Annotated in this window: 34 protein-coding genes; all 34 read right to left on the bottom strand. The window is 47.4% G+C overall.

Translation table 11 applies throughout. From position 1 onward, the window contains the following. Positions 1-86: 86 nt before the first annotated feature. Positions 87-272: a hypothetical protein gene (locus OC443_RS07355; RefSeq protein ID WP_073585055.1), complete on the bottom strand. Its 186-nt coding sequence runs from the start codon at positions 270-272 to the stop codon at positions 87-89. Positions 273-283: 11 nt separating this feature from the next. Next, positions 284-799 (bottom strand): phage major tail tube protein, encoded by a 516-nt coding sequence (locus OC443_RS07350; RefSeq protein WP_073585053.1) that lies wholly within the window; start codon positions 797-799, stop codon positions 284-286. A gap of 1 nt (position 800) precedes the next feature. Continuing rightward, a complete protein-coding gene (locus tag OC443_RS07345) occupies positions 801-1976 on the bottom strand; it encodes a phage tail sheath protein (RefSeq protein ID WP_073585051.1) in 1176 nt (391 codons plus the stop codon). An 88-nt stretch (positions 1977-2064) separates the two neighbouring features. Further along, positions 2065-2472: a hypothetical protein gene (locus OC443_RS07340; protein WP_073585049.1), complete on the bottom strand. Its 408-nt coding sequence runs from the start codon at positions 2470-2472 to the stop codon at positions 2065-2067. Positions 2473-2605: 133 nt separating this feature from the next. Next, on the bottom strand, positions 2606-3163 hold the full coding sequence (locus OC443_RS07335; RefSeq protein WP_073585047.1) for a hypothetical protein: 558 nt from the start codon (positions 3161-3163) through the stop codon (positions 2606-2608). A gap of 25 nt (positions 3164-3188) precedes the next feature. Next, on the bottom strand, positions 3189-4607 hold the full coding sequence (locus tag OC443_RS07330; protein ID WP_073585045.1) for a hypothetical protein: 1419 nt from the start codon (positions 4605-4607) through the stop codon (positions 3189-3191). A 31-nt stretch (positions 4608-4638) separates the two neighbouring features. Continuing rightward, complete coding sequence (locus OC443_RS07325; RefSeq protein WP_073585043.1) at positions 4639-4827, bottom strand: hypothetical protein; 189 nt, start codon at positions 4825-4827, stop codon at positions 4639-4641. Between the two features lie 13 nt (positions 4828-4840). Continuing rightward, on the bottom strand, positions 4841-6025 hold the full coding sequence (locus OC443_RS07320) for a hypothetical protein (RefSeq protein ID WP_073585041.1): 1185 nt from the start codon (positions 6023-6025) through the stop codon (positions 4841-4843). Beyond that, positions 6022-8019 (bottom strand): DUF4815 domain-containing protein, encoded by a 1998-nt coding sequence (locus tag OC443_RS07315; protein WP_073585039.1) that lies wholly within the window; start codon positions 8017-8019, stop codon positions 6022-6024. The genes OC443_RS07320 and OC443_RS07315 overlap by 4 nt, the downstream gene beginning before the upstream one ends. Positions 8020-8030: 11 nt before the next feature. Beyond that, complete coding sequence (locus OC443_RS07310) at positions 8031-8519, bottom strand: hypothetical protein (protein ID WP_073585037.1); 489 nt, start codon at positions 8517-8519, stop codon at positions 8031-8033. Positions 8520-8649: 130 nt separating this feature from the next. Further along, complete coding sequence (locus tag OC443_RS07305) at positions 8650-8916, bottom strand: hypothetical protein (protein ID WP_073585035.1); 267 nt, start codon at positions 8914-8916, stop codon at positions 8650-8652. Between the two features lie 13 nt (positions 8917-8929). Further along, the gene (locus tag OC443_RS07300; RefSeq protein ID WP_073585033.1) at positions 8930-9742 is read right to left on the bottom strand and encodes a hypothetical protein; all 813 of its coding nucleotides are present in this window, start codon (positions 9740-9742) and stop codon (positions 8930-8932) included. Between the two features lie 72 nt (positions 9743-9814). After that, positions 9815-10111: a tail fiber assembly protein gene (locus OC443_RS07295; RefSeq protein WP_083601701.1), complete on the bottom strand. Its 297-nt coding sequence runs from the start codon at positions 10109-10111 to the stop codon at positions 9815-9817. Between the two features lie 12 nt (positions 10112-10123). After that, on the bottom strand, positions 10124-11023 hold the full coding sequence (locus OC443_RS07290; protein WP_073585031.1) for a hypothetical protein: 900 nt from the start codon (positions 11021-11023) through the stop codon (positions 10124-10126). 12 nt (positions 11024-11035) lie between these two features. Further along, on the bottom strand, positions 11036-11560 hold the full coding sequence (locus OC443_RS07285) for a phage tail-collar fiber domain-containing protein (protein WP_073585029.1): 525 nt from the start codon (positions 11558-11560) through the stop codon (positions 11036-11038). Next, positions 11560-12396 carry a phage tail protein I gene (locus OC443_RS07280; protein ID WP_073585027.1) on the bottom strand — a complete coding sequence of 279 codons (837 nt, stop codon included), beginning with the start codon at positions 12394-12396 and terminating at the stop codon, positions 11560-11562. The genes OC443_RS07285 and OC443_RS07280 overlap by 1 nt, the downstream gene beginning before the upstream one ends. Beyond that, positions 12389-13324 carry a baseplate J/gp47 family protein gene (locus tag OC443_RS07275; protein ID WP_073585025.1) on the bottom strand — a complete coding sequence of 312 codons (936 nt, stop codon included), beginning with the start codon at positions 13322-13324 and terminating at the stop codon, positions 12389-12391. The genes OC443_RS07280 and OC443_RS07275 overlap by 8 nt, the downstream gene beginning before the upstream one ends. A gap of 52 nt (positions 13325-13376) precedes the next feature. After that, positions 13377-14528 carry a phage tail protein gene (locus OC443_RS07270; RefSeq protein WP_073585023.1) on the bottom strand — a complete coding sequence of 384 codons (1152 nt, stop codon included), beginning with the start codon at positions 14526-14528 and terminating at the stop codon, positions 13377-13379. After that, positions 14528-15373, bottom strand: a complete 846-nt coding sequence (locus OC443_RS07265) for a baseplate assembly protein (protein WP_073585021.1) — start codon at positions 15371-15373, stop codon at positions 14528-14530. Before OC443_RS07265 ends, OC443_RS07270 begins: the two co-directional genes overlap by 1 nt. Further along, entirely contained in the window at positions 15370-15711 is a 342-nt protein-coding gene (locus tag OC443_RS07260) for a GPW/gp25 family protein (RefSeq protein ID WP_073585019.1), read from the bottom strand. Before OC443_RS07260 ends, OC443_RS07265 begins: the two co-directional genes overlap by 4 nt. Before the next feature lie 7 nt (positions 15712-15718). After that, positions 15719-15904, bottom strand: coding sequence for a hypothetical protein (locus OC443_RS07255; RefSeq protein WP_143169382.1), 186 nt, complete (start codon positions 15902-15904; stop codon positions 15719-15721). 1 nt (position 15905) lies between these two features. Next, positions 15906-16508, bottom strand: coding sequence for a phage baseplate assembly protein V (locus OC443_RS07250; protein ID WP_073585015.1), 603 nt, complete (start codon positions 16506-16508; stop codon positions 15906-15908). Continuing rightward, a complete protein-coding gene (locus OC443_RS07245) occupies positions 16486-17028 on the bottom strand; it encodes a hypothetical protein (protein ID WP_073585013.1) in 543 nt (180 codons plus the stop codon). Before OC443_RS07245 ends, OC443_RS07250 begins: the two co-directional genes overlap by 23 nt. Before the next feature lie 48 nt (positions 17029-17076). After that, the gene (locus tag OC443_RS07240) at positions 17077-17439 is read right to left on the bottom strand and encodes a hypothetical protein (protein ID WP_200796960.1); all 363 of its coding nucleotides are present in this window, start codon (positions 17437-17439) and stop codon (positions 17077-17079) included. Further along, positions 17426-18088, bottom strand: a complete 663-nt coding sequence (locus tag OC443_RS07235; RefSeq protein ID WP_073585011.1) for a hypothetical protein — start codon at positions 18086-18088, stop codon at positions 17426-17428. Before OC443_RS07235 ends, OC443_RS07240 begins: the two co-directional genes overlap by 14 nt. 39 nt (positions 18089-18127) lie before the next feature. Further along, a complete protein-coding gene (locus OC443_RS07230; protein WP_073585009.1) occupies positions 18128-18367 on the bottom strand; it encodes a hypothetical protein in 240 nt (79 codons plus the stop codon). Continuing rightward, complete coding sequence (gene lysC / locus OC443_RS07225) at positions 18337-18534, bottom strand: Rz1-like lysis system protein LysC (RefSeq protein WP_143169381.1); 198 nt, start codon at positions 18532-18534, stop codon at positions 18337-18339. The genes OC443_RS07230 and lysC overlap by 31 nt, the downstream gene beginning before the upstream one ends. Then, positions 18524-18925, bottom strand: coding sequence for a hypothetical protein (locus OC443_RS07220; RefSeq protein WP_143169380.1), 402 nt, complete (start codon positions 18923-18925; stop codon positions 18524-18526). Before OC443_RS07220 ends, lysC begins: the two co-directional genes overlap by 11 nt. Positions 18926-18942: 17 nt before the next feature. Continuing rightward, entirely contained in the window at positions 18943-19500 is a 558-nt protein-coding gene (locus tag OC443_RS07215) for a transglycosylase SLT domain-containing protein (protein WP_083601709.1), read from the bottom strand. Then, a complete protein-coding gene (locus OC443_RS07210) occupies positions 19424-19645 on the bottom strand; it encodes a hypothetical protein (RefSeq protein WP_073585003.1) in 222 nt (73 codons plus the stop codon). The genes OC443_RS07215 and OC443_RS07210 overlap by 77 nt, the downstream gene beginning before the upstream one ends. Before the next feature lie 100 nt (positions 19646-19745). Next, complete coding sequence (locus tag OC443_RS07205) at positions 19746-20432, bottom strand: hypothetical protein (RefSeq protein ID WP_073585001.1); 687 nt, start codon at positions 20430-20432, stop codon at positions 19746-19748. A 232-nt stretch (positions 20433-20664) separates the two neighbouring features. Next, positions 20665-20880 carry a hypothetical protein gene (locus OC443_RS07200; RefSeq protein ID WP_073584999.1) on the bottom strand — a complete coding sequence of 72 codons (216 nt, stop codon included), beginning with the start codon at positions 20878-20880 and terminating at the stop codon, positions 20665-20667. Next, on the bottom strand, positions 20870-21592 hold the full coding sequence (locus OC443_RS07195) for a replication protein P (RefSeq protein ID WP_073584997.1): 723 nt from the start codon (positions 21590-21592) through the stop codon (positions 20870-20872). Before OC443_RS07195 ends, OC443_RS07200 begins: the two co-directional genes overlap by 11 nt. Positions 21593-21594: 2 nt before the next feature. Continuing rightward, positions 21595-22398: a helix-turn-helix domain-containing protein gene (locus OC443_RS07190; RefSeq protein WP_073584995.1), complete on the bottom strand. Its 804-nt coding sequence runs from the start codon at positions 22396-22398 to the stop codon at positions 21595-21597. Positions 22399-22512: the final 114 nt, after the last annotated feature.

The raw sequence follows: 22512 nt of genomic DNA, 5'->3' as shown, positions 1-22512 counted from the left end.
AGCGCCCCGCAGGGCGCTCTGTTTTCATTTTCAGTTCAGTATTGATTTAATTATATCGTGTGTGATGATCCGGCTTACGTACTTGCCTACGCAGCTGTGGCACCTTTAATAAAGCCCGCTGCAATCAGGTTAGCTGCCTGAATATCATTGAGTGAGATTTGATCACCAGCCTGATATTTTTTATCTTCAAACATAAATGCCAGTTTATATTTGGAGCCGACATCGATGGTATCATTCACAACATATGTTTTTTTATCGGTAATTTCTGTCATCTTTCACTCTCTTAACTGATTTTCAATGCTTTTCTTGTGGCTTCCAGCTTATCGGTGCCTTTGACTCTACGAATCATACCCTGCACATCAATGAACAGTTGCTCTTCGCCATTAATTTGCAGTTTGTAATTCTTCAGTGCAATCGCAACTTTCAACTGTACTTTCTGACCCGATTTCCAGCTGCCAAAGTCGACTTCTTTCCAGCTGCCGGTCATGGTCATCTCGACCGGAACCGTGGTGCCATCTTCTTCAATTGCACCTTTCAGGGTACAAGTCACCATTTCACCAGGAACCAGACCGTATGCTTTAAACAGCGTCGGGTCATAATTTGCAATTGTGAAACTACATTCCAGCTTGTTCATGCCAAGGTCAATCTCAAGCGGGGCGTCCATGCCCCCTGCCCTGAACTCCTCTGTTTTAATTGTCATTTTTGGTGGCGTGACTTCTTCAATCACACCCGCATAACCACGGGCATCATTTCCACTCCCAACAAAAAGACTCATTCCGCGAATTACTTGTGGCAACATATTATACAATCTCCGTTAGGTAACCATTGACCATATGGCTGCGGAAAGTAATGTGTTCCGCCGGCGCATAGGCACTGAAATCAAAATCAAAATACACTTTACCGGCCTGAATCTGGTCTGCGGTATTCAGCTCCGGATCCACCCAGCATTCACCACCGGCAATCGCACCGATATACTTCAGATGACGCAGGTAGTTATTCACCCCCTCGGTGACATCCTCAACGTAGGTCGCGGTAATATTGCGGTCCATCGCCCAGAAGTGGTTTTTAATCAGGCTGTCTGAGATCATATCGTTGGTAATCACCACGTTTTTAAATGCCCATTTCGCATCATCAGCACAAGTTCGATCACCCCAGATACGGAAGCCATTATGGTGAATGGTTGTTGTGACTTGCGCTTCGTTCAGCAGGTTCGCCCGACAACCTGCATCATCGAGTTTGAAGTCAACCGAACGACATAACCCATTAATGCCATAAATAGCCTGGTTTGAGTTTGACCACCAGAAGCCCAATGTGTTATGCACACGAGACATAACCCCTGCATGACGGGCTGATGGCGGTTGAATGACTTCTGAACTCGTTTCTGAATCCCATACGGTATACCAGGGATCAACGACTTCACAGCGACGGGAACCAAAGTTCTTACGGTACTCTTTCACCGCATCATCATTGAGGTTCGGACCATCCAGAATCGCAAAGCCACGTAATCTGTCCGCGACAGAAATCAGTTTTGTTGCCACATCAAGATCGCTCGAGTAGGCGGGAGCAATCAGAATCCGCGGTTGAACGCCGACCACATGCTCAGCACTCAACATTGCTTCAATCCCGGTATACTGGCCAGTCTCCGTATCCATTTCTTTGGTAAAGTGACTTTTGGTTTGGTTTTTATCGACATAACCATCAACCATCACTTCTTCAACACGAATAACGACTACGACCGCGCCTGTCTGGTCAAAAATGCCGTCAATTGCCTGGGGCAGCGTACCTCTTGAACCGAGCTTGGCTGCCTCACGGCGGCTCGCAGCGATCAGTACGGGTTTATTGAGCGGAAACTTCGTCGCGTCCGCATCTGGTGCCGTTCCCACAACACCAATTACGCCACTTGTTACTGTGGTAATCGGACGGGAACCATCATCAATTTCCACGACCTCAGCGCCGTGCATATAATTTTCTGCCATATCGATATTACTCTCTCGGTTTATGCAAAAAAGGGCGTCTCTGACTGAGATGCCCCGATGGATTAAAAAATAGTTTTCAAAGAAAGGACTAACGGTCAGAGACGCTCTCTGTCTTTGTTGTCAGTCCGGTGAGTGTATCGTTGTCGTAATTCAGCGTGGTCGTCTCACGACTGCCACGAAAAACTACGTCAACCTGTGTGAGTTGGTTTGTCTCTGTATCATATTGATACTGTGTGGTGCGCTGACCATCGGCGAAGGTTTCTGTCATGCCGGACACCCGGCCATCGGTATAACGGATGTCCACCGCTGTCGGATGGGCGACATCCTGTTGCAGGGTGAGAATCCGGCTGTCCGCAGTGGCCTGATGCTGGCGGAGCAGATGCACATCCGCATCCACCGCAGTGAATGCCTGTGCCAGCCGCCCGACATCATCCTGCAAAAAATTATCAGCCACCGGCACCGGGTAGTTCTGGTGTATCGTGCGTGTATCTTGCATCGTTGCTCCTTTTTCAGAATGTGCTTATCCGTCACCCATCAGCACAGGCTGTGGCATTTTTTTCAGGACAAAAGCAATCCGGAATGAAAAACAGATCAGAATGAAAAGCAGGATGAACGATAAAAGCAGCGGTTTAACTCGCGGATGCAGCGGATGTATTTCTCATCACGTAAACCACCAGTGGTTTGGATGTAAAACGTGGCGTTGCCAGCTCTGCGTTCAGCAGTTCAGTATTCACTTCATAGCGGCCTGAATCACGGAAATTCAGTGTCGCAGTAAATTCACCCTCACTAACCTGTGCATTGAAATACACCAAAGGTCCGCCATCCTGACGAAATGGCACCACAAAGGATTCATCGTCAATATCCAGTGTGCCTTTCAGGGTCAGGTCCGTATCTTCCATCGCCGTAATCCGCACCACATCCTGCGCCGCAATATCTTCCGGCTTACGGACCGTGCCGTTGATTTCAGTGACGGTGACAGCTTTGCGGGTGTCTTCGGCATCAGTGGTTTCTTCAGCCACTTCGGCTGCTGGTTCCGGTTGGTTGGCCGGGTTCTCTTCCGCGGTTTCCCACCAGGCGAGTGCTTCGGCTTCGTTTTTCCAAAGCTCCCCGGTTTGTGTGTTTCCGACCAGATAACCACCATTCAGGTAGATACCACCCGTGACCGGATCAAATTCTCCATTGTTCATATGTTTGATTCCTTAATAGGTCTGATTAAAATGCCCGCAGCACGGTTTTTCGGTAATCGAGATATCCCTTATATGAGTCATTTTCAGTTTGAGTACACTGTGACATCGCGAGTATTGCAATACGGTGATATGGTGATAAAGCAAGCAACGCTGGCGCATAATATGTATCAAATGCACGTGCTTGTTCATCAGGATCTGGATGATAAGGAGTATAATTAGCATGACCAAGCAAACTCAAGGTATAGTTCGCTGCATTATCTTCAAACACACTATTACAGGCCAGCCCATAAGGCATTGGACCTGAAGAATAATTCTTAGATTGAAAATAAGTATCACCCAGCAAGTGATTAATATATTGACCTTTTGTCACGCTCATACAAGCTGAACGACTAATATTTCTCCCGTAATTACTTCTTATTCGACTATTACTTGGCAGTAAAGGATTCCAACAAGTATTTAAAGGGTACAGAGCACCACCAGATGAACCCATTGACATTTCAAGGCGTGAGTAACCTTGTTGAGCAGCCCAATCATTAAAATTAGCTTCGACCAGAAAATCATGCTTATTATTCGGTGATGTTTGATAGCTACCTGTACTTTCATCCCAGACTGAGTACTGTGCCCGCCCTTCAGAGTAACTCCAGATATCTAGTGAATCAGGATCCTGATAAAATGCTCCCCCCGATACAGGAATAGCATCAGATAATTTCTTCAGTGAAGGCATTACTTCAAAAAATTGCAATCCCGTCTCGCTAAGTTGCGCTAAACGGACACCTTTCAACGTTTTTATCAGTAAAAATGAAGCGTCACCAGATGCGGAAAGTCGCTCTGAAGTACGGTTCATTGTTTTCTCTCCTTTACTATCAATTTTTAGTGCCACATCAAATGAAGCTGCTAAATCATAGTTATGAGTCTTCCGATAACCTAAATAGACGTAAAAACATTTTTCATCTTCATCAAACAGCGATACAACTGTGGAAGGACTGGTATTGAAACGATACGATACCCTTGGTGGTTTAGACGAAACGTTTATATTCTCATATGAATTGAGCGTATAAACATCTGCTCCAAAATATGAATAATCCAAGGCCGGGGCTGCTGGTGCCCCCTCCCTCATAACGGTTCCCAAACTCCCCAGAGTCTGGTTAAAATCAGTCTGAATTTGACCAAACGAGTTTTTAATCTCATTAATCTGCGGCAGCAGCTTAAGATAATCAGCATTCTCCTGCAGCGATGCTTTAGCGCTGTCCAGCGCTGTGGTTGCCGTATCCAGATGTTTTTCTGCCACGGCAATCAGGGCCGCTTCCAGTGTGGTGCTTTTGGACAGCAGCGCAATCGCCTCTGCGACCATGGATTGTTCTTCCGGTGCCAGCGGCGTGTTGCTGGCCATTTTAGCCACCAGATTATCGACCATGGCCTGCACGGCATTTGAAATTGTTGACATAATTTCCTCTTTTTACATAAAAAGAAAAGATTTAACCCAGCAATACTTCAAGCCTGAGGCGTCTCAGGCGATGCTTGAGTTTGTGAAGTTGTTTCTGGTGCTGGTCAACATCTGCGTCGACATCCGTAATTGCCTGAGCAATCCGCCCGACATCATCCTGCAGAAAGTTATCCGGCACGGGCACCGGATAATTCCGGTGCGGTGTACGTGAGTCTTGCATTGCTCACCTCGGTTTATTTAGTCGTAATCATCCGCAGGGAGCGAACTCTTGGCCGGTTGGCCGCGTTTCCTTTCAGCACCAGCTTGGTACGTATCGTCGTGCTGGTAATGTCTTCCAGAATATACTGACAGGCCTGCCAGCCATCATCCGTTGCACTTGCTGAATGTAAATCAACTTTCTTCCAGTCATTACCGACTTCAATATAGACCTCAACCCCGGCATCTCCCGGTAATGAAGATTCAAAGGTTACGATTGCTTTCACATCAGTACCGCCGGGAATCGCACGGGAAATGTAGTCGGCTTCTTCCTGCACCGTTGCTGTCACTGCCTGCACATTTTCATACAGGACAGGACTTCTCAACGGGGAACCGGTTAGTTTTGCCTGTAACCTGACTTTCCCGGTTTGCTCAGACGAAACACTTAATGCTTCCCCTTCCTGCAATTGATAAACCTTTTGATTGATATCTGTCATATATAAGGAAAGATCTGTATCACTTGCCGGACGTTCAACCACTGTCAGCGGCTTAAAATTCGTCATTTTTGAAACATCAAATTCACCTAAATCAACCGTTTTTTCTGTCTCAGTAAACCTTGCACCCAGCAATCGGAAAGTCAGGTCTTTATTTTGATGAGAAGTCCAGGTACTGGCATTGCTTGAAGAAAGCAATACACCGACCTGATAGGGTTGACTGGTGACCCAGCCTTTTTCCTGATCAAAATCCCCAAGTGTAGAAATAGCAACTTCATGCTCAGCACCATCAGTTAAGACGACAATGGCATATTCCTGATTTGCATTCAGAAATACCGGGGAGAATTCAAATCGGGTAGCGCTGCCATTGAGCAGAATATCTTCACTACTGAGAATCGATTCTGCCAGAACTGTCTTAGTCGGCAGGCCTGTTGCTGTTTCACGGATTTGTACCCGCACACTTTCAGGGCCTTTTTTCTTAAACCAAAGATCAACACCACCAATATGGCGATCACTACTTAACGTAAAAGTTTGTGCTAAAGGATCATAGTTATGAATCCATTTTACTTTCTGCAAAACTTCAGTTCTTAATGAAGATGCACCAATAAAAGTCGCTGTCGCCTGCGTCCCTGTGTGCCCGAAAAATTCGACCAGCTTTGTCCCAACCGGTGTGTTGGGCGGAATACGAAACTTACCAGTTACATTTCCGTTATTATCTGCTTTAATCATTGATTTACCTCAACGTCTGAACCATCAAAACGTACCCGTTCTAAAGCTTCACCCGGACCAAAACCTGTCAATACAAACTTCACATCCTGAACTCTGATATACTCAAGTTTTGTATAATATTGTGATGCCAGGCGGGTATAATATTCCGTTCTTACAGGTCTGGTACTACTACTATTAACTGTGTTTCTTGTTGTCTGACTTCTCCATAGAGTCCTCGACTGCACCCAATGGTCAACGCTTGGCGTCAATGTGGCTAAAGCAGGTAATGGTTCAAATGCTTTGTATGGATTTACCTTCATCTGACCAGTGCTTAATGTCTGCTCAATCACAGGCTCAAGTTCATAATCTAAAGTTATCCGGGCTTGTCCATCCGGTAGCTGAATATCCGTCACATTAATATTGTCAACCGGCAATATCAGCTCACCATCGACAATCGCAGCAGTTTGATCCAAGCCCTGATCACGCAAATCATCATCAAGAAACGGATCAACAAATACACCGTATTTCGATGCAGACTCTTCTGCCGTCGCATTGTTACGCAGCTTCTCAAGCGCTAACAGTTGATATAAATCTGCTATTTGTGACTGCATTTCACCCAGTGCTTCCATCGTTACCGAACGAACGGCTTTATCCGAAATCGTAGTACCTGATGCCTGATTCCATTTCTGAGTGACATTTGCCAGCAACAACTGATTTTCAGGGATGGCGGGGGTCGCTGGTTGATAAGCATTCGGGATACCTTTTACCCGACGAACAACGCCTGTACGATCCAGTGTTAACGCATCAATTCGGGGCATTTTCCACTGATACTGAAGAAATACCTGTGATTTGGCTTCCGCACCACTCAGGGTAAAGCCCTCTTCATCGGCAGAAACCATCACCGTTTTCAGATACAAAAATTCAACAGTATAGGTTGAACCTGATGCGGGTACAGTTCCGCCCGGTGTCCAGTCAACCTGATTGTTGGTTTTCTTATAATCAACGCCGGATGTATATTCTGTATCATTTTGTTTGACAGATTCGATAGATTGTAATGATGAAATACCCAGCAATGGATCCAGCAAACCATTACTCGAGCCACCCCGGGTAATCTCACGGGTTTCCCGGACTAACATTTTTACCTGAACCTGACTGCCTTCATAAATAGGGCTGAATGCTGTATTAATCCGCATCTTACCTTCAGAATCAGGGGTAAACGTATGAATCTCAGAATCAATTGTCTGTAAATCAGGATCTGACGGGAACGTTTTCCGAATCGCCGTCGGGAATTCAATCTCATATCCCAGAATATGGGCCTTGCCCTCTGCAATACTGAATACCTGCTTCTTGCCGGCATCACCAAGATCTTCTTCTTCCCGGTAGGAGGCATACATGCCATCCACAACATAATTACCACCATTGGATTCACGGTCATAACGTGCCAGCGCGACATTCACGCTGTCCAGTTGTGGCGGTGTTGTATTGACAACCAAAGCGCCATTATCGACTTTATAAACCGGATAAAAGTTACCCTCATTACTGTCGGCAGCTAATCCCCAGGCACAGGTGACTTTTAAACGACCGGCACCACCTTCACCGTAGTTATGTGTGCCCTGAGCCGGGTCCCGCAAAGCGGGTGATTCCAGCTCTGTAATCACAGTTTCTGTCAGTCTGACACCAACATCCAAAATCTGATCAACCGGAATTGTCAGTGTTGCTGGCTGTATCGTCCGCACCTGACCACGCAAATAAATCTTCGCCGCACCCAAAGTGACTTTACCGTCTTCACCAACCAGAACTTCACCGCCGGAGACAATATCCCCGTCTTTCAAAATAGCGTCAGCGACGCCTTGTACCTGGTTAAATACCTGTGTCTGCATATCATTCAGTTCTGCAGACTGTAATCCTTTTCCGGCCCGGAACAGTAGTTGTTCGTAACCATCATCCGCATCAAAGCGCTCATAATAATCCTGGAGATAATCCGCCGGATTTAATCGTTCATTTTTATCTTGCATGTTCGCTCCCGTCAGAACGTAATTACAAATTCGAAGGTTTCACGGACACCGGTATCGCGGTACAGCGGTTTGCGGTGTTCCAGCAACAACAGGGTGCCGCTTTTTTCCAGCTCTTCAGGTTGAAAGTAAAACTGCCCGGCAGGTGCGTCAGCTTTAGGTTCGGTTCCCACCATCACACCGACTTCCCGCAGGGTTTCTCCCTGTGCATCTTCAAAATCGAAGCGGAATTCACAGAACAGATGATTCGTCGGGGTATCTGAGAGTTTGAAACGGCCGGAGGTGACAACAATTTCACCGTCCGGATCCGGTTCGCAAAACAGAACGCGTGATGCTTTACGGTAACCGACTGTATCCAGTAACGCCGTACTGGTAACAGATTCTGATGGCGGGGTTTCTTCCCATTCGGTATCACCATGGCCCCACGCCATGAATACAGGCTGAGCGGCAATTGACTGTGCAATCGCCGTTCTGCCTGACTTAGTTAAAATGGCCACTGTCATATACTCCTATGGCTGTGTATTAATTGATTGACCAGATGTGTGAATTCCGGCACCCAGCCGGATGTGCCCGACCGGCACAAATCATAATTTTCAGGTATAAAAAAACCGCCTGTTGGCGGTAGATTCTTGTTTATTCAGCGGCTGGCAGTGGATAGCGTTTTTTAATCTCAGCCACCTTATCGCGCCATTGCTGTTCTTTTTGCGGCGTTTGATCATATTGCCATTCCATGTACAGTGGGTCGCTTTCTGCAATATAGGCCTTTCTGCGTTTTGTCTGGATATCAATAACTGCCTGTTCCTGTTGCGCACTGGTAATCACGGATTCCGGGATACCAGCCTCAAGCATCAGGGCGTCAGAAAAGCTGTCAAAAACTCTTCCCTCGTAAGTCACTTTCATCTGTCATTCCTGTCTAATTATTTGTAAAAGTTTCATCAAACGTCACTGTCCGTTTGCACAAATTCAGATCGTCCAGAGTGACATCACTATTCCCTGCTACCCGAACACAGCCAACACCATATATATTACATTTATTCAATAATGCATCGCCTTGTGTGCCTGTCCAGCCATCAAGGCTGAAAATTGAAACATCCGGAACAGTACAATAAAAGTTAGTTTCGTAATTATGAATAAAACCATTCGATATCCGTTGTAATCCGCGGCATGTGGGATGATCTAAAAATTTTAGTTTCTTATGCGTCTCTGAAGCATAATCAACCCTGATATCACCATTACTAATATACAATTTCGAATTAGCATCCGTATGTATATGCTGATTAATCTGAATATAATCATCCGCGTTTGGGTAATCAGACCACAGGAGCTTCTGGCATGTTTTGACATACCATGTATGCTGTCCAAGGTCGATACTGACGCTCTTTCCATCAGAGATAATCGCCATCTGATAAGATTTTAAATTTGCATCATACCCGTATAAGTTTGTCATATCACTTTGACAGATAATATTCACTTTCCCGCCCGCCGGAATCATTTTCAACGCACAACTAAAACTCCGGATGGGACTGTTTTCTGTTCCCGGATTTGAATCCTTACCATTCACGTTATCCAAATAAACCGTTTTGTTCATCTCGCTAAACACAGCATCTTTGGCTGTGTTTTCGATCTGAACAACTCTCCGGTCAATCTGACCTATTTTATTCATCACCGCCTGGGTCAGATTATTCGCGGCCTGAACGACTTTAGTGATTTCCTGAGTTAAAGACATACTATTTATTCCTCTGTTCTTCAGTGCTTTTATCATTGACTGGCATAAAAAAACCGCCCGGCGGCGGTTGGTTTAGAGGGCTGGTTTTTCCGGCCAGATCACAGTATCCGGCTCACTGAACTTCTGCGGTATATCACGCAAAGACTGCCGGTAAGCAGTGTATGCTGCCTTTTGTGCTTCATTCAATTCAACATCCGGCATTTGCGTCCAGTCACACTGCGCCATTAAAGCATCACGCTTCACGCGAATTGTATGCCATTGATCGTCAGTGATGGTTTGATGAATGAGTGATTCCGGGACACCCGCAGCCAGTAAGGCATCGATATCCCACTCTTCATAAGTGTTGCCATTATAAGAAAGCGTTACCATAAGTCCCCCGTATTAAGATGTTGCCTTCACGGTCAATTTATTATTCAGCAAATACTGATTGTTGGTCAGCACATTAGTCGCAATACCGTTACCATCGTATCTGACACCATATATAAAATCCCGACATGTCTGGCCTTCAGGGAAGGTTGAATTATTAATTTTAATCATGCACATACTATGATCGATATTTAATAAGTTTCCCTGACCATTTTTAATAAATTTGGCCCCATAGAAGGTAAAGTTCTTCAGATCAGGTCCGGTTGCCACTGTACTAAATGTGCCATCGTTAATCGTGATGGTTGGCATGCCGATACCAGAAATCTCCTCATGCAAATTCCCAAAGATACTGACCAGTCCGGATCCCCAGTCATCCCTGGAAATAAAACTATTTGAATAGAAAATGGGATAGTGTTTTGATTTAGCTGTTTCAAGATCGACACCATAAAAATGAATCACTGAATGACGTAAAGAAATCGATCCGGCAGTGTCATAATTGATCTTTTCTCCGGTACTCAGATTAAGAGATTGCGTTGTTCCAGTGACTTTCTGTTCAATTTTCGCAGGAGAAAGTTTAATTTGTTTGAAAACAAATACCGTGTTGTTCTGAAATTCAACGCCCCCGGAAAGTTCAACGGTTCCATTGATATAAAAATGATAACTGGCTCCACTGACCAAATGATTCTTCACGGCCTGAAATGTTTTAAACGGATGATGAACGGTGCCATCATTACTGTCATCACCATTCACGCCATCAAAATAAAATCCCCTGATCATAGAACTTTTCAATTTTGGTTGAAAAGAATTCTGAAATTTAACCAGTTCGCTGTCTATTTTCCCCATTTTTCCCGAGACTTCATCAGTCAGTTCATCCACAGCCTGAACCATCTCACCAATATCTTTTGTTAAAGACATATTGTTCTCCTGTTAATTTGTTTTCTTCTCAAGACCCAGAAGACGGAATTCCTGTTGCAACTGACGATGCATGGTATTGATCTGAACAGTGGCCATCTGCGCAAACTCTTCATCAATCACCAGATTCAGGTTCTCAGAACCAGTCACGACGTTCACACTGTTGGTCGGCAAAGCTTCAATATTCAGCGTAAACCATTGAATTAACCGGACAACGGCTGTCCGGTAACCTAAGGTACGATCCGGTTGTGAATACACACCGAGCAAAGTGCCATCAGAGAGAAAAATACCGATTTCACGAATGGCATACTCCAGATTGCCTTCAAAGACACCGGCCATCCGTAAATTTTTTCCGTCTCCCTGATAATCAGAGATTTCAATCCGCTCGCGTTCATGATGCAACCGGGTTTGCGTCTTTGACGGTGTGTAAGCGCCGTCGCCAAAAGCCATATGGGTAATTTCGCCCTTCAGACCACTGTCCTTTGCGGACAATAACCGGGCCAGACCAGCCTCGGTAAATTGCAGTTTTAGTTCTGCCATTAAACAGTCCCCTCAAAAAATATATCCGACAGACATTGCTGCCAACATCCTCCGGCCAGATACGAACTCCCCTGAAGCGAACCCGGTGTCAGAGGAGAAAATGTTCCCGCCTGATCAGACCAGCTTATCCGGTGTCCGGCGAAGGCCAGCCCGGCTAAGGCATATCCGGCATCAGGAAACACCGGTAACATCTGCGCAGTCTTATCTGCGCAATCACATGAAGGCCCGGCAGCAGCCGCAATCCCAATTTCAGTATGGGCTTCGTCCGGAACCACAGGTTGAAAAACGGCATTCTGATCGCCATAACTTACTGACGGCCCAATTCCGCCAGCCAGTCCCAGCGATTCTTCCAGGGCGATCCCCAGTTCCACATCAAAATGAATTACGCCGCGTTTTGCAGATTCAATTGCCCGGACCACCTGCTCCAGCATGGTTTTGGTAATTAACCCATCGTTATCTTCAGTCAGGTTTTCATTGATCAAAGCGACAACACTCATGGTGCCGGGGGATTGACCCGATCCCGGTTCCCACCACTCGCGAAGCTGCATCCTGATATTCAGGCTATCCAGTGCTTTTTGCACCGCATAAGGTGTGCCTTTCAGACGGTGGATTTCAAAAGAATCCCGGACCACCTGACGTTTGATTGATTCCGGCCAGCGTTCATCCCACGAATCAACAGACAGTGCCCAGGCAAGCCAGGGCAATAACGACAGCGGACAGGTTTCCGGATTCCAGAGATCTTTGATATGTACCGGTAAATCAGTGCACCGGGAAATAACCTGTTCCAGATCCAACTCAAGGGTAGTCGCATTCACCGGCAGCAGACTTTTATTCATCGATGCCTCCCAGCGTGACTTTCACACCGGTACAATATGCCGCGTGAGTGTGGTCAATCACCAGATCTTCCTCTGGGGTTTTCAGGATCACATTATGAACCCCCGGCCGGTGCAGTGCCGCGAATAATCCGGAACGGGTCACATCGTATCCAAGCTTGCACCTTTCGTGAACATACGCCCATACCGCAGCTTCGGCAGCCTTACGGATCACCTCACCTGCCGGGCCGGGAAGAATCGTCAGTTCTGCGTCAACCTGATATTCAGTCACACCAGCAGGGACGACTTTCACCCGATCACCGACTGGCCTGACTTTGGATGCCTGTTTCGCTGGCGCTGAGCCATCGTCTGTCAGTCCAAAATAGCGGCGGACAACTTTCAACAACTCATCATCCGGGACACCATTCCCTTCATGGCTTAACAGGGTCACCACCATGTCGCAGGGGGCCGGACTGGTTGCATCTGCATCCTTTACCTGACCACTGGCAGAAAGTGCATGAAAAACATAAGCATCACTGCTGCCGGCGGTATTCAGGCCATCGAATGCCATCTGGATCCGGCGTCGATAACTATCATCATCTTCCATGCGGCGCGGGACCGGCGGCTGAATCTGCGTATTTTCCTGTTGAACAACCAGGCGTCCGACGTTATAACGGGCGCCAATGCTATCCAGATCATTACCGGATGCAGAAGCGAGCATATTCGCCCGGGTTGCATCATTGATTCTGGCTTCGAGTACGGCTTCACGGTAAGCGAAAGACTGTAAAAGAATCGCCAGCGGATCAGACTCAAGTTCGAGAACATCCGCATAATCCGGATTGAGTCCGGTCAGAATATCTTTTAATTGCTGGTATTTTGTTTCAAAGTCCGGAGACGAAATAATATCCGGAACCGGAACCTGAGACAGGTCCAGTAATTTGAATGCACTCATAGTTCCCCTGCCTTATCATTGATTCAGACAGGCCTCACTGAAACCTGTCTTTTCAGGTTGTTTGGGTAAAGTTCACGCCAATCACCGTATATCCGGCACCTGACCAGGTACGTTGATCCCAGCGCCCCATCCAGCTTAAGCCAGCTAATTCAGGTGTTTTCACTGTAATCCGGGTGCGTCCCTGTTCAATGCGGAAGTCAGAATCAGTGAAGATATTTTCCAGACGAATCTCAGCCACGCTGGCTGTCACAGGTAAGGTTGCGTCCAGTTCACCCGGATGATTATCCAGATGAAGCGTGTGAACCGGCTGCCATTCAAACTGCCATGTGTCATCCAGTTTGCTTTCGGATAAGACGGTTGTTCCGCCCAGTTCAACCCGGCGGCGGGCACCCAGTAGAGTATGCAGGCTGCCTAATGCTTCACTGTCAGACAGAACCATCGCAGCCTGAGAGAAGCGGTGCTGATCTTTGATGACAGGTTTGGCGTCATAAACCAACCCTTCTGAAACCAACCGGCCATGATGGACATAAATGCCAAAATCAAATTTATCATCGAGATACATATAGCTGAGCAGCGGCCGGTCTTCATAAACCGCGTTATCAACAACCGTCCGGAAATGGCTGCTCTTGACATCGGGTTGCCCGACCGCAAGTTCACTTTGATATCCCCGGCGGAAAGACAGCTTCGTTCCCTGATGATTCACACCAGAATAATCTGACAGAAACTGGCCAAAATGCCCTTCAGAAAGAATCAGTTTGCGGACATCGTAACCATGATACATCCGCGACAACCGGGATCTGACGGGTGCCGAAAGGTCAGCAACACCGAATAAACGGGAACGCTCTTCCTGTGTCGGTATCTTTCCGGGATCAACCTGATATTCATAAAAATGACGGCCGGGGCGGTTTTCTTCGATGGTAATGTCATCCATCCCAATCCAGCCCAGGGCAATTTTCAGGCTTTCCGGTGTTCCCCGTAAACGCTGCCAGATCAGACCTTCTTTGATGACTTTCCTCAAATCAGGCACATAAAGCAGGACGTCTTCAAGGCCATATTCCCAGATCAACCAGTACAACAGGTTGTCTGCCGGTTCCTGCTTAAATGTTTTCAGCTGCTGTACAGCCAGGTTGATATCATCATGAAGCCGGTTTGCCGTTTCAAGATCATACTGAAGTCTGGAAGCATTGACAGGTAACAGTGTCATTAATACCCCCTGCCGTTCAGGCTGATATCCAGTTTTTCAATCACAGCATGCTGATTGGCTCCGACCTGAACAACCTGTGTTGGTTCAAGTATGTTCACTTCATACACGCCACTTTTTTGCAGTTGCGCGCTAATCCAGCTTGGCGTGACATCCCAGCCTAGACCAGCCTGCTGTTCCCACTGTTTCACCAGCCCTGATTTCAGCTCATCAATCACCGCTTCCGGCGTGGTATTCTGCAATACAATGGTCGCCGCAACCGGCACCTGAATCGTCTCGGCGGACACCACATTCACGGTATCAGTCAGCACTCTGACCTCGTCAGAATTTACCGCCTGTTCAACTTTTGCCAGCGTTTCATCCAAATCGAAACCATTGCGGACCAGAACCGAAACCCGGACCAGCCCGCCTTCAGGTGAATCAATACGAACATCGCGAATCGCCAGTGGTGCCGCTTCAATCGCGCGGCTGCGGTAATGTGCAATACTGCCAGCGGTACTGGAAGCCTTGGTCCGCTCCCGGATACGCTGACGATAACTTTCATCGGCTTCGCCATCAGCACGGGGAAGCCCGTAAAAATCACCTAAATGATCAAGATCGCCACCGGTTGCAAAAGCAAGTAAGTTTGCTTTGACACTTTCATTAATCCGTAGCCGGAGTAACGCTTCCCGGTAAGATTCCGCTTCAATATTGATATTCAGCGGTTCACTTTCCAGCGCAAGCACGTCCTGATAATCAGGATTCAGTTCGATTAACCGTTTCCGCCGTGCCTGAATTAACGCCTCAGCATCAATCTGTTCAATAATATCCGGATCAGGTAAATTCAGTGTCTCATTGACTGTGCTCATATACTCACCTGTATGCCATCCATCGTAATGGACTGGCCGTTAATTAACATTTCACCATCCAGATACAAATCAATTCTGCCCTGGCCATTTCTCTTCGCCTGAACATCGGTTAACCGGAAGCGGGGTTCCCACTTTTCCAGTGCTTCTAACGTCGCGGCGTACACATCCAGCATCCACGCTTCGTTGGTCGGATGGTCGGTTAATGACAATAAATCTGAGCCAAAATCCCGTCTGAGAACCCGGCTGCCGATGGGCGTTGTTAAAATAGTGATGATTGACTGACGGATATGATCCGGACCATTTAAACTTCGTCCGGTTTGTGCATTCATTCCTTTCATGATTCACCTACCTGACGGGATAAGGCACAGCATCCACAATAACAACCGCATTGCTCTGAATATGTTTGACAATCGCTTTTGCAATTGCATCAGCCAGCTCTGTCACTTGTGAGTGCGTATTCTCAGTATCAAAACCCGCATCGTATAAGTTATCGACGATTAATTTTTCAAGCAGATCTGCGTTGAGCGCCATGTTATTTCCCCGCTGTAACTGTCCGGGAACCATCACCATGTGGCTTTCCGGTAAAATGACAAATGTGTGCAGTCGTGACACAAGGCGAGCCGCCGTTCAAAGCGATCTTTGAAGCGGAAACATTCACATTACCCTGTGCAGAGACTTTGGCATCTGCCGACGTCTGCACCTGAATATTTTTACTGGTTTTGATATTGAGCGTTCCGGCAGAAATCACATCCACCGTGGCATCCGCCCCTTTAATATCAATCAGATACTGATGACTCTTCCGATCATAACTGATGACCGAACCATCTTTAAAAACTTTGGATTCCAAATCTTCATTCGAGCTGGGTGCCGGATGCTGGTCCTGATACAGACTGGCGATAATGATCCCCATGGTCAGGTCGCCCGAAGGACAAAGCACAACCACCTGCTCGCCGACATCCAGCGGATGCCATGCGCGGTTTTCACCGGCCCGGTCCACGGCCCGGTCAAGCCAGGTGCTGTTCAGTTCACCATCCTGTACTTTCACCTGACCACCATTACCCAGTTCGGTCACGGTACACAGACGAATCAGCCCGTGCAGCTGACGCTCCAGCTCAGAAATCCGGTAACTCTCCATCTTTAATCCTCACATATGATGCTTTCGGTGGTGTTTCTCCGCCCGGTGCATAACCCAGGTACACTTCTTTCACAACCATACCTTCCTGCACCGGCTTCGGTTCACCGAGATAAATGGTTTGGTGCCAGCTGATCACGCGGGATTCATACCCGTTCTGATCCTGGTAGCGGGTTTTATCGGCATGCGCTTTCAGCGTATGCGGCCGTTCCATCACGCCACCACCGACCCAAAAGCCGTTGTTGTAAATCAGCTGTGCAACGGATGCGGTCATTTCCCATAAGTCAACCAGCGGTTGTTCTTTTTTAGTAACGCAATGAATCGTGAAGCAACAATCAGCCGGATAACGATAGTCGCCGGCATCTTTTGCCAGCGGGAATGAAGTCAGCTCCACCAGCAGTGCCGGTGCTTTTTCTGCAAAGTTCATCGTCGGCGAAAAAACTTCCACGGTAACATCCGGGAGTGCCGCTTTCAGCCGGGTCACAATCCCCTGATGCACTTCAGTCAGTGTTGTCTGAGTCATAAGCTTGATCTGTCTGGTATGAGTAGAAAATTCAGCAGCCGAAAAGGCTTACCATTGAAATTGTTGAATCGCGCCGGCGTCTGTGAGTTGGTTCACAGCGATTTCTGCCTGATTTGACGCCGTGCGGATTTGCTCCCGGAGTTGCATCACATCCTGCACCGTTTCCTGATCGGTGATACTGAGTTCAGCACGTTCTTTCGCACGCTCTAAACGCCAGTCCAGCGCAGTAATCCGGGATTGGGCTTCCTGTTTGATTTGGGTGATGCGGGTGGATTTCAGAGTGTCGATATCAGTTTCTGCATATTCAAACTCAATGACAGCGCCTGAATCCAGAATCTCCCGACATCTGTCCCCTGCTGATGGTTGTTCATTCACCCATTGATTATTTTTCAATACTTCAATTTGACTCATTGTCATAATCTCCTGTGACGAAATCGACACCAATTAACAGATATGCACTGGCTGAATCTACATTCTCCAGTGTCAGCTTTTCATCAACCTCACCCAACAACTCTTTATGTGAGCAAGACGTAGAAGCCGGACTTCCATCCGTCGCTCCCACTTTTATATATGAACCAGAAGCTGTTTGTGTTCCTGCGACCCTCGTGCCTAACTGGCGGCTCCCCAGAGTCGTTATTACATAGTTATATGACGTCAAATCCTTTTTCGTAGCAGTTATTGCTATCAGCTGAAAAACACGAACCCGGCTACCAGCGGGAGGGGTGATAACCAAAGATTTACCTGCTGCAATAGAGGCAAGATTGGTGTAATGACCAACAGTAATGAGTGGAGAATAGTGTTGCTTAATTTGTGTGATTGAATCAGTCAGTTCTGCCTTGGCAGTTTTCAGTTCATCCCGTGCGGTATTGAGCAATGTTTTAGATTCGCTGATATTTTCTTCAGCAATTGCAACCAGCGCCTTTTCCCAGCTCGCATTGCTCATCAGGGCTTCCAACCCTTTGCCGATAAGCATTTGATCTTCTGCTGAGAGGCTGCCCGCCTGAATTTTTGTATGCAGGTCATCAATCATAGACTGCACAGTCGTATTTAATGTTGCCATATATTTTCCTGTTTCTTTCCTCGCCAGACATCAGCGGATTCAGGCTGAATTCCCCCGCCGCTTTTCCAGCCGGGTCAGCACGAAATTACAAATCACAATCGCCGAGCAGGCCAGTGTGACCACATCAGATAATTGCCAGTGGAATCGCCCGCTCAGGATTTGATCAAATGATGCGCTCAGTAACGACTGGGCAAAAGAGCTTTGCGTGACGCCACTGGTAATCGCGACCGTTGCAGCTGTATTGCTGATTATGGTGGTGGTTGAGTGTGGTTCTGCCATTGGCGAATGCTCTTTTTATCGATGTTACAGTTGTTCAGTGCGCTTTCCATACCGACCATATATTCGGCCAGCTGTGCATTGGTTGCGCCTGCTTTGGGCAGGTTTGGCACCGCTGTATCCCGGGTTAAAAAATCCGGAACCGACTGCTTTTGATATTCAGTCTTCACGATCACTTTGGTTGCGGGTGTTGCGGAGCAGCCGGATAACAGCATCAGGGACATGAGCGTCAGACCACAATTTATATTCTTCATCAGTTTTTCTCAGCCCTCGCAGTTGTTCCGACAGCTCCGCCAGCTCTTTACGGCTGCGGGTTATCGCAGCATCGCGGCGTGCCAGTACGGCTTCCTGTTGTTTCAGTTCTCTTGCCAGCGCCTGTTTCGATGCTTCTGAGTCTTTCAGTTCGAGCGCCAGCTCATCCCGGTTATTTCTCAGAAACTCGGCTTTGCGGTTTGCCAGCATCAGTTTTGATTCCAGAGAATGAATGGCGTAGCGTTGCCAGCCAAACAAACCTGCCACAAGTATGCTGACAACAATACCAATCATGATGCGATTCATCATTCATTCCATTCAGTGGATTATTGATAAGTTAAACGTTTGTAGATACGCCGGATTCGCGGCGCGTAGTTGATTGTTTCTGTGGCATGCTTTCCCGTTACCAGAGGCAGACAAGCCATAATCGGCTTGTAACGTGAAGGATTGCCGCAAAGCTTTTGCGCTTTGAGGATATTGCCACAGCCTGCGTTATAGCAGGCCAGTGCTAAGTTGTGTCTGTCTTCTTCCGGCCGCGGCCATTTCCAGACCCGCCTGAGTTTCGCCATATAATAAGCACCGGCAGGAATTGCCAGTGACGCATCAGTGCGTGAACCAGGCAGGTTCAGTTCGCGTGAAACCTGACGCCAGGTACCGGGCATAAACTGCGCCAGTCCGGCGGCTCCCACCGGGCTTACCGCCTGTGGATTGAGTGCCGATTCCTGAATCAGTTGTGCCTTATACAGCTTCCAGGGAACGACCGGTAAATAGTGCCGGGCCGCTTTGCGGATTTGCCAGTCAAACTGGTTATGCCATGCAAATACTGAAGGCGAGGAAGACAGCAAAACAACGAGCAGATAAATAAATCGCTTTCGAATGGCCATCCAGTTCACTCCACCATGTTTTGAAAACAAATCCCATCCGGTAATCCAGCCAGCGCAGCGTAAACCACGCTAACGCGACCACAACGAATGAACGGCACAGTGAAATCAGAAAACCGAACACAGCGACAACATCAATCTCGGTCATCGTGTTTGTCCTGTATTGAATGAGAGATGAACTCCCGGATTTCAGGTATAAAAAAACCGCCAGAATGGCGGTTTTTATGTCCTAGGCGTAATTTCCCAACCTAGTGATAAGGAGTATATATTGCCCCGTTTTTATTTGCAAGCTCTTTTTTAAAAATTTTTCTTGCTGTTAAATCATAACCGGTCAAAAGGGTTCTCAACGTTTCCACATGCTTTGCCCAGTCTGCCCAGTGGTTCTGATAATAACGTTTTCTTTTATTACGGAATGTATCACTGTCTTCTTCTTTTTCTGCACAATCCACATCAACCAGCACATGAATCAGAAACGCCTTGGTGGAAACCGGCTTATAACGCACTTCACCATCAACCATTTCCACACCGGCCCCGCGGGACTGTTCAAGCGCCAGCGCACCGGCAATGACTTCAATTAATGCTTTAATCCGCTCAAATGTCCGGTGCTGAATCATCTTGCCATTTTCAGACTCGGCAACGACCCAGTCATTGAGTACATGTTCAAACAGCCGCTCTTTATTCCGGTTCGCATTCCACATCGGCGATGCATAAGCAAATAAGCTCCAGTCTGCCAGGTGTGGTGCCTGTGCAGCCATCCGGTCGACTGCAGCCAGTACTTTGCCACTGTCCAGCTTCGCACCAATTTCAATATCAGATGCACCGTGACTCCGCCCGGTATTCACACCTGCATCGTTATTTTTCCCCCGGACACCTTCTGTAGCTCTGCCCAGTGCAAATGATAATTCCCAGCGCTCAAAGTTTGTGACTAATCCCATATCTGTTTCCTCGCAATTCCATCACAGACACTGTAATTATATACAGTATTTTTATTTTAAATCATAGCAAGCCTGTCCCGTTTTCTGGCCGGAAAACGGCGCTTCACTTAATATTTACTGTTAACTTATTGAAAAATATATATTGTTTATTCTGAGAAGTGGGTGATCCAGAAGAGTGCCATGCAGCATGTCATACCAATCCAGAATCCCCAGTCTGGCTGTAAGAGTTCCATCATGCCGGTAACCCCACCTCATCAAGCAAAATTTTACTGGTATTCGCTGTATGTTCTCCCTGCTCGACCCTGATACGCACTCCTTTCTTTCTCGCTTTAGCGACCAGCCGGACCAGTTCGACGATATGAACATTCAGTGCTTCGCATAATTCAGCCGGTGACCAGACTTTTGGCCGGGAAGTCATCAGTTGATGCAGATCTTTTTCAGTTGCCATGGACGTTTCCTCCAAAATATTGTTGTTTTAATTGTTGAATTTTTGATAGCCCCGCTTTTCTGCGGCGTTCTTTTTCTTCCAGAGTCAGTGTTCTCTCACCGGGTTTGGGCAGCAAAACCGGACATAACTGACTGATGTCTTCTCCGATGGCAACCTTGCGGATCAGTCCGTCATAGTGCGACTGAAACACCGGAAACAGCTTTTGCTGACTCAAATGGGTCAAATCCCAGTGGCCGATCTGATGAAATGCAGCCTGAACCACCATCGGCAAATGCTGCCTTGTCTCCTCGTAGCGAAAATCGCCAATCATCGAGAAAGCCTGTTCTGCCGTTGGCAGGTTCAGCTCTTCACAGGTCGGCACACACCAGCGGATAAACTGACCCACACTGGGAATATGGGGTGATCCTGACTGACGCGCCTTGCGCAACCCGAGTTCAATCTGCCGGGTGTGATAGATCCGGCTTTCAAACAGCGCTTTTGTCCAGGTGCGCTTGGCATTATCCAGCGACGATTTATCCGGAAAAGCCACCCGCCAGGCGGGGAAAATTACCTGCAGCTCAGTAAAAATATGATTCACCAGCCGCGCCGTTTGCGTTGAGACAACGGGTTGCCCGTTGTTTGACTGCTGAGCATGCCCGGCCTGTTGCAGATCGCAGATGCCTGCAATTTCTGTCTGGCGAACCTGTTGTGCCAGTTCAGCGATATTTTTCATCTTCAGACTCCCAGAACCAGCCCTTCAGCCCAGCTGGTATCTCCGCTGTGAAAATCAGGCTGTTCTTTACGGACTGATTCTTTGCCTGCCAAAGGCTGCGCGACTGAATTTCTCAGCCATATCGCTTTAAAACTCCGCCAGCCCCGGTATTCCCATTCATCCAGACAGTCCTGCAAACTCAATCCTGACTGCTGACCGGCAAGGGCAAACTCTTTTGCCAGCATGCTCAACACCTTTTGTGTCACCGGTGCTTTACCTGCATTGACTTTACGAATACGCAGAATATCTCTGACCTGTTGCTCAGAAATCTCCCCAAACACTGAAAAGTCCAGTGGCTGCCTGCGCGGTGTTATTTGATCATTTGATGGATCATTTAACGGATCATTTGATGGTTTATCGCCGGATTCCGCCTTACCCCCGGCCGGGATCTGACTAACCCCCGTCATTTGTTTAGTCTGGTCCGGATTTGAACAGTCGAAATGCGTCTGTTCATTATCCAACTGATCATTGACCATTTTTCTCAACCGCATCACCGGCAGCTGATATTGATTACTTGCACGCACCAGCTTGCCGCTGTCTGCTTTCCTGAACTGGTTTTTCCTCGTAATCCAGCCAGCCATTTCCAGTTTTTTCAGGGTGGTTTTTACAGTCGTCGCTGAAACACCCGACTTCCGGGCAATGGTCTCAATGGACGGCCAGCAAAAACCGCTGTCATCGGCATGATCAGCCAGACACAGCATCACCAGCTTGTCGGATCCTCTGAATACCGGAATATCCCATACATAACTCATTACTTTGACAGACATCTTTTCCCCTTTTTCTGACGTTGACATACAGCTTTAATTGTTTGGAAAACCAAATCAGAACGGTTCTCTTGTTTTACTTGTAGTGTTATTCTTGTCACCGGCCACTCCTTGTGG

Source organism: Vibrio quintilis, assembly GCF_024529975.1.
Lineage (GTDB): Bacteria > Pseudomonadota > Gammaproteobacteria > Enterobacterales > Vibrionaceae > Vibrio > Vibrio quintilis.
This window is presented reverse-complemented; position numbering and strand designations above follow the sequence as displayed.

What these genes read in the sequence shown, in the direction of transcription:
- OC443_RS07355 (WP_073585055.1), bottom strand. Translation starts at nt 272, where the DNA reads ATGACAGAAATTACCGATAAAAAAACATATGTTGTGAATGATACCATC.
- OC443_RS07350 (WP_073585053.1), bottom strand. Translation starts at nt 799, where the DNA reads ATGTTGCCACAAGTAATTCGCGGAATGAGTCTTTTTGTTGGGAGTGGA.
- OC443_RS07345 (WP_073585051.1), bottom strand. Translation starts at nt 1,976, where the DNA reads ATGGCAGAAAATTATATGCACGGCGCTGAGGTCGTGGAAATTGATGAT.
- OC443_RS07340 (WP_073585049.1), bottom strand. Translation starts at nt 2,472, where the DNA reads ATGCAAGATACACGCACGATACACCAGAACTACCCGGTGCCGGTGGCT.
- OC443_RS07335 (WP_073585047.1), bottom strand. Translation starts at nt 3,163, where the DNA reads ATGAACAATGGAGAATTTGATCCGGTCACGGGTGGTATCTACCTGAAT.
- OC443_RS07330 (WP_073585045.1), bottom strand. Translation starts at nt 4,607, where the DNA reads ATGTCAACAATTTCAAATGCCGTGCAGGCCATGGTCGATAATCTGGTG.
- OC443_RS07325 (WP_073585043.1), bottom strand. Translation starts at nt 4,827, where the DNA reads ATGCAAGACTCACGTACACCGCACCGGAATTATCCGGTGCCCGTGCCG.
- OC443_RS07320 (WP_073585041.1), bottom strand. Translation starts at nt 6,025, where the DNA reads ATGATTAAAGCAGATAATAACGGAAATGTAACTGGTAAGTTTCGTATT.
- OC443_RS07315 (WP_073585039.1), bottom strand. Translation starts at nt 8,019, where the DNA reads ATGCAAGATAAAAATGAACGATTAAATCCGGCGGATTATCTCCAGGAT.
- OC443_RS07310 (WP_073585037.1), bottom strand. Translation starts at nt 8,519, where the DNA reads ATGACAGTGGCCATTTTAACTAAGTCAGGCAGAACGGCGATTGCACAG.
- OC443_RS07305 (WP_073585035.1), bottom strand. Translation starts at nt 8,916, where the DNA reads ATGAAAGTGACTTACGAGGGAAGAGTTTTTGACAGCTTTTCTGACGCC.
- OC443_RS07300 (WP_073585033.1), bottom strand. Translation starts at nt 9,742, where the DNA reads ATGTCTTTAACTCAGGAAATCACTAAAGTCGTTCAGGCCGCGAATAAT.
- OC443_RS07295 (WP_083601701.1), bottom strand. Translation starts at nt 10,111, where the DNA reads ATGGTAACGCTTTCTTATAATGGCAACACTTATGAAGAGTGGGATATC.
- OC443_RS07290 (WP_073585031.1), bottom strand. Translation starts at nt 11,023, where the DNA reads ATGTCTTTAACAAAAGATATTGGTGAGATGGTTCAGGCTGTGGATGAA.
- OC443_RS07285 (WP_073585029.1), bottom strand. Translation starts at nt 11,560, where the DNA reads ATGGCAGAACTAAAACTGCAATTTACCGAGGCTGGTCTGGCCCGGTTA.
- OC443_RS07280 (WP_073585027.1), bottom strand. Translation starts at nt 12,396, where the DNA reads ATGAATAAAAGTCTGCTGCCGGTGAATGCGACTACCCTTGAGTTGGAT.
- OC443_RS07275 (WP_073585025.1), bottom strand. Translation starts at nt 13,324, where the DNA reads ATGAGTGCATTCAAATTACTGGACCTGTCTCAGGTTCCGGTTCCGGAT.
- OC443_RS07270 (WP_073585023.1), bottom strand. Translation starts at nt 14,528, where the DNA reads ATGACACTGTTACCTGTCAATGCTTCCAGACTTCAGTATGATCTTGAA.
- OC443_RS07265 (WP_073585021.1), bottom strand. Translation starts at nt 15,373, where the DNA reads ATGAGCACAGTCAATGAGACACTGAATTTACCTGATCCGGATATTATT.
- OC443_RS07260 (WP_073585019.1), bottom strand. Translation starts at nt 15,711, where the DNA reads ATGAAAGGAATGAATGCACAAACCGGACGAAGTTTAAATGGTCCGGAT.
- OC443_RS07255 (WP_143169382.1), bottom strand. Translation starts at nt 15,904, where the DNA reads ATGGCGCTCAACGCAGATCTGCTTGAAAAATTAATCGTCGATAACTTA.
- OC443_RS07250 (WP_073585015.1), bottom strand. Translation starts at nt 16,508, where the DNA reads ATGGAGAGTTACCGGATTTCTGAGCTGGAGCGTCAGCTGCACGGGCTG.
- OC443_RS07245 (WP_073585013.1), bottom strand. Translation starts at nt 17,028, where the DNA reads ATGACTCAGACAACACTGACTGAAGTGCATCAGGGGATTGTGACCCGG.
- OC443_RS07240 (WP_200796960.1), bottom strand. Translation starts at nt 17,439, where the DNA reads ATGAGTCAAATTGAAGTATTGAAAAATAATCAATGGGTGAATGAACAA.
- OC443_RS07235 (WP_073585011.1), bottom strand. Translation starts at nt 18,088, where the DNA reads ATGGCAACATTAAATACGACTGTGCAGTCTATGATTGATGACCTGCAT.
- OC443_RS07230 (WP_073585009.1), bottom strand. Translation starts at nt 18,367, where the DNA reads ATGGCAGAACCACACTCAACCACCACCATAATCAGCAATACAGCTGCA.
- OC443_RS07220 (WP_143169380.1), bottom strand. Translation starts at nt 18,925, where the DNA reads ATGATGAATCGCATCATGATTGGTATTGTTGTCAGCATACTTGTGGCA.
- OC443_RS07215 (WP_083601709.1), bottom strand. Translation starts at nt 19,500, where the DNA reads ATGGCCATTCGAAAGCGATTTATTTATCTGCTCGTTGTTTTGCTGTCT.
- OC443_RS07210 (WP_073585003.1), bottom strand. Translation starts at nt 19,645, where the DNA reads ATGACCGAGATTGATGTTGTCGCTGTGTTCGGTTTTCTGATTTCACTG.
- OC443_RS07205 (WP_073585001.1), bottom strand. Translation starts at nt 20,432, where the DNA reads ATGGGATTAGTCACAAACTTTGAGCGCTGGGAATTATCATTTGCACTG.
- OC443_RS07200 (WP_073584999.1), bottom strand. Translation starts at nt 20,880, where the DNA reads ATGGCAACTGAAAAAGATCTGCATCAACTGATGACTTCCCGGCCAAAA.
- OC443_RS07195 (WP_073584997.1), bottom strand. Translation starts at nt 21,592, where the DNA reads ATGAAAAATATCGCTGAACTGGCACAACAGGTTCGCCAGACAGAAATT.
- OC443_RS07190 (WP_073584995.1), bottom strand. Translation starts at nt 22,398, where the DNA reads ATGTCTGTCAAAGTAATGAGTTATGTATGGGATATTCCGGTATTCAGA.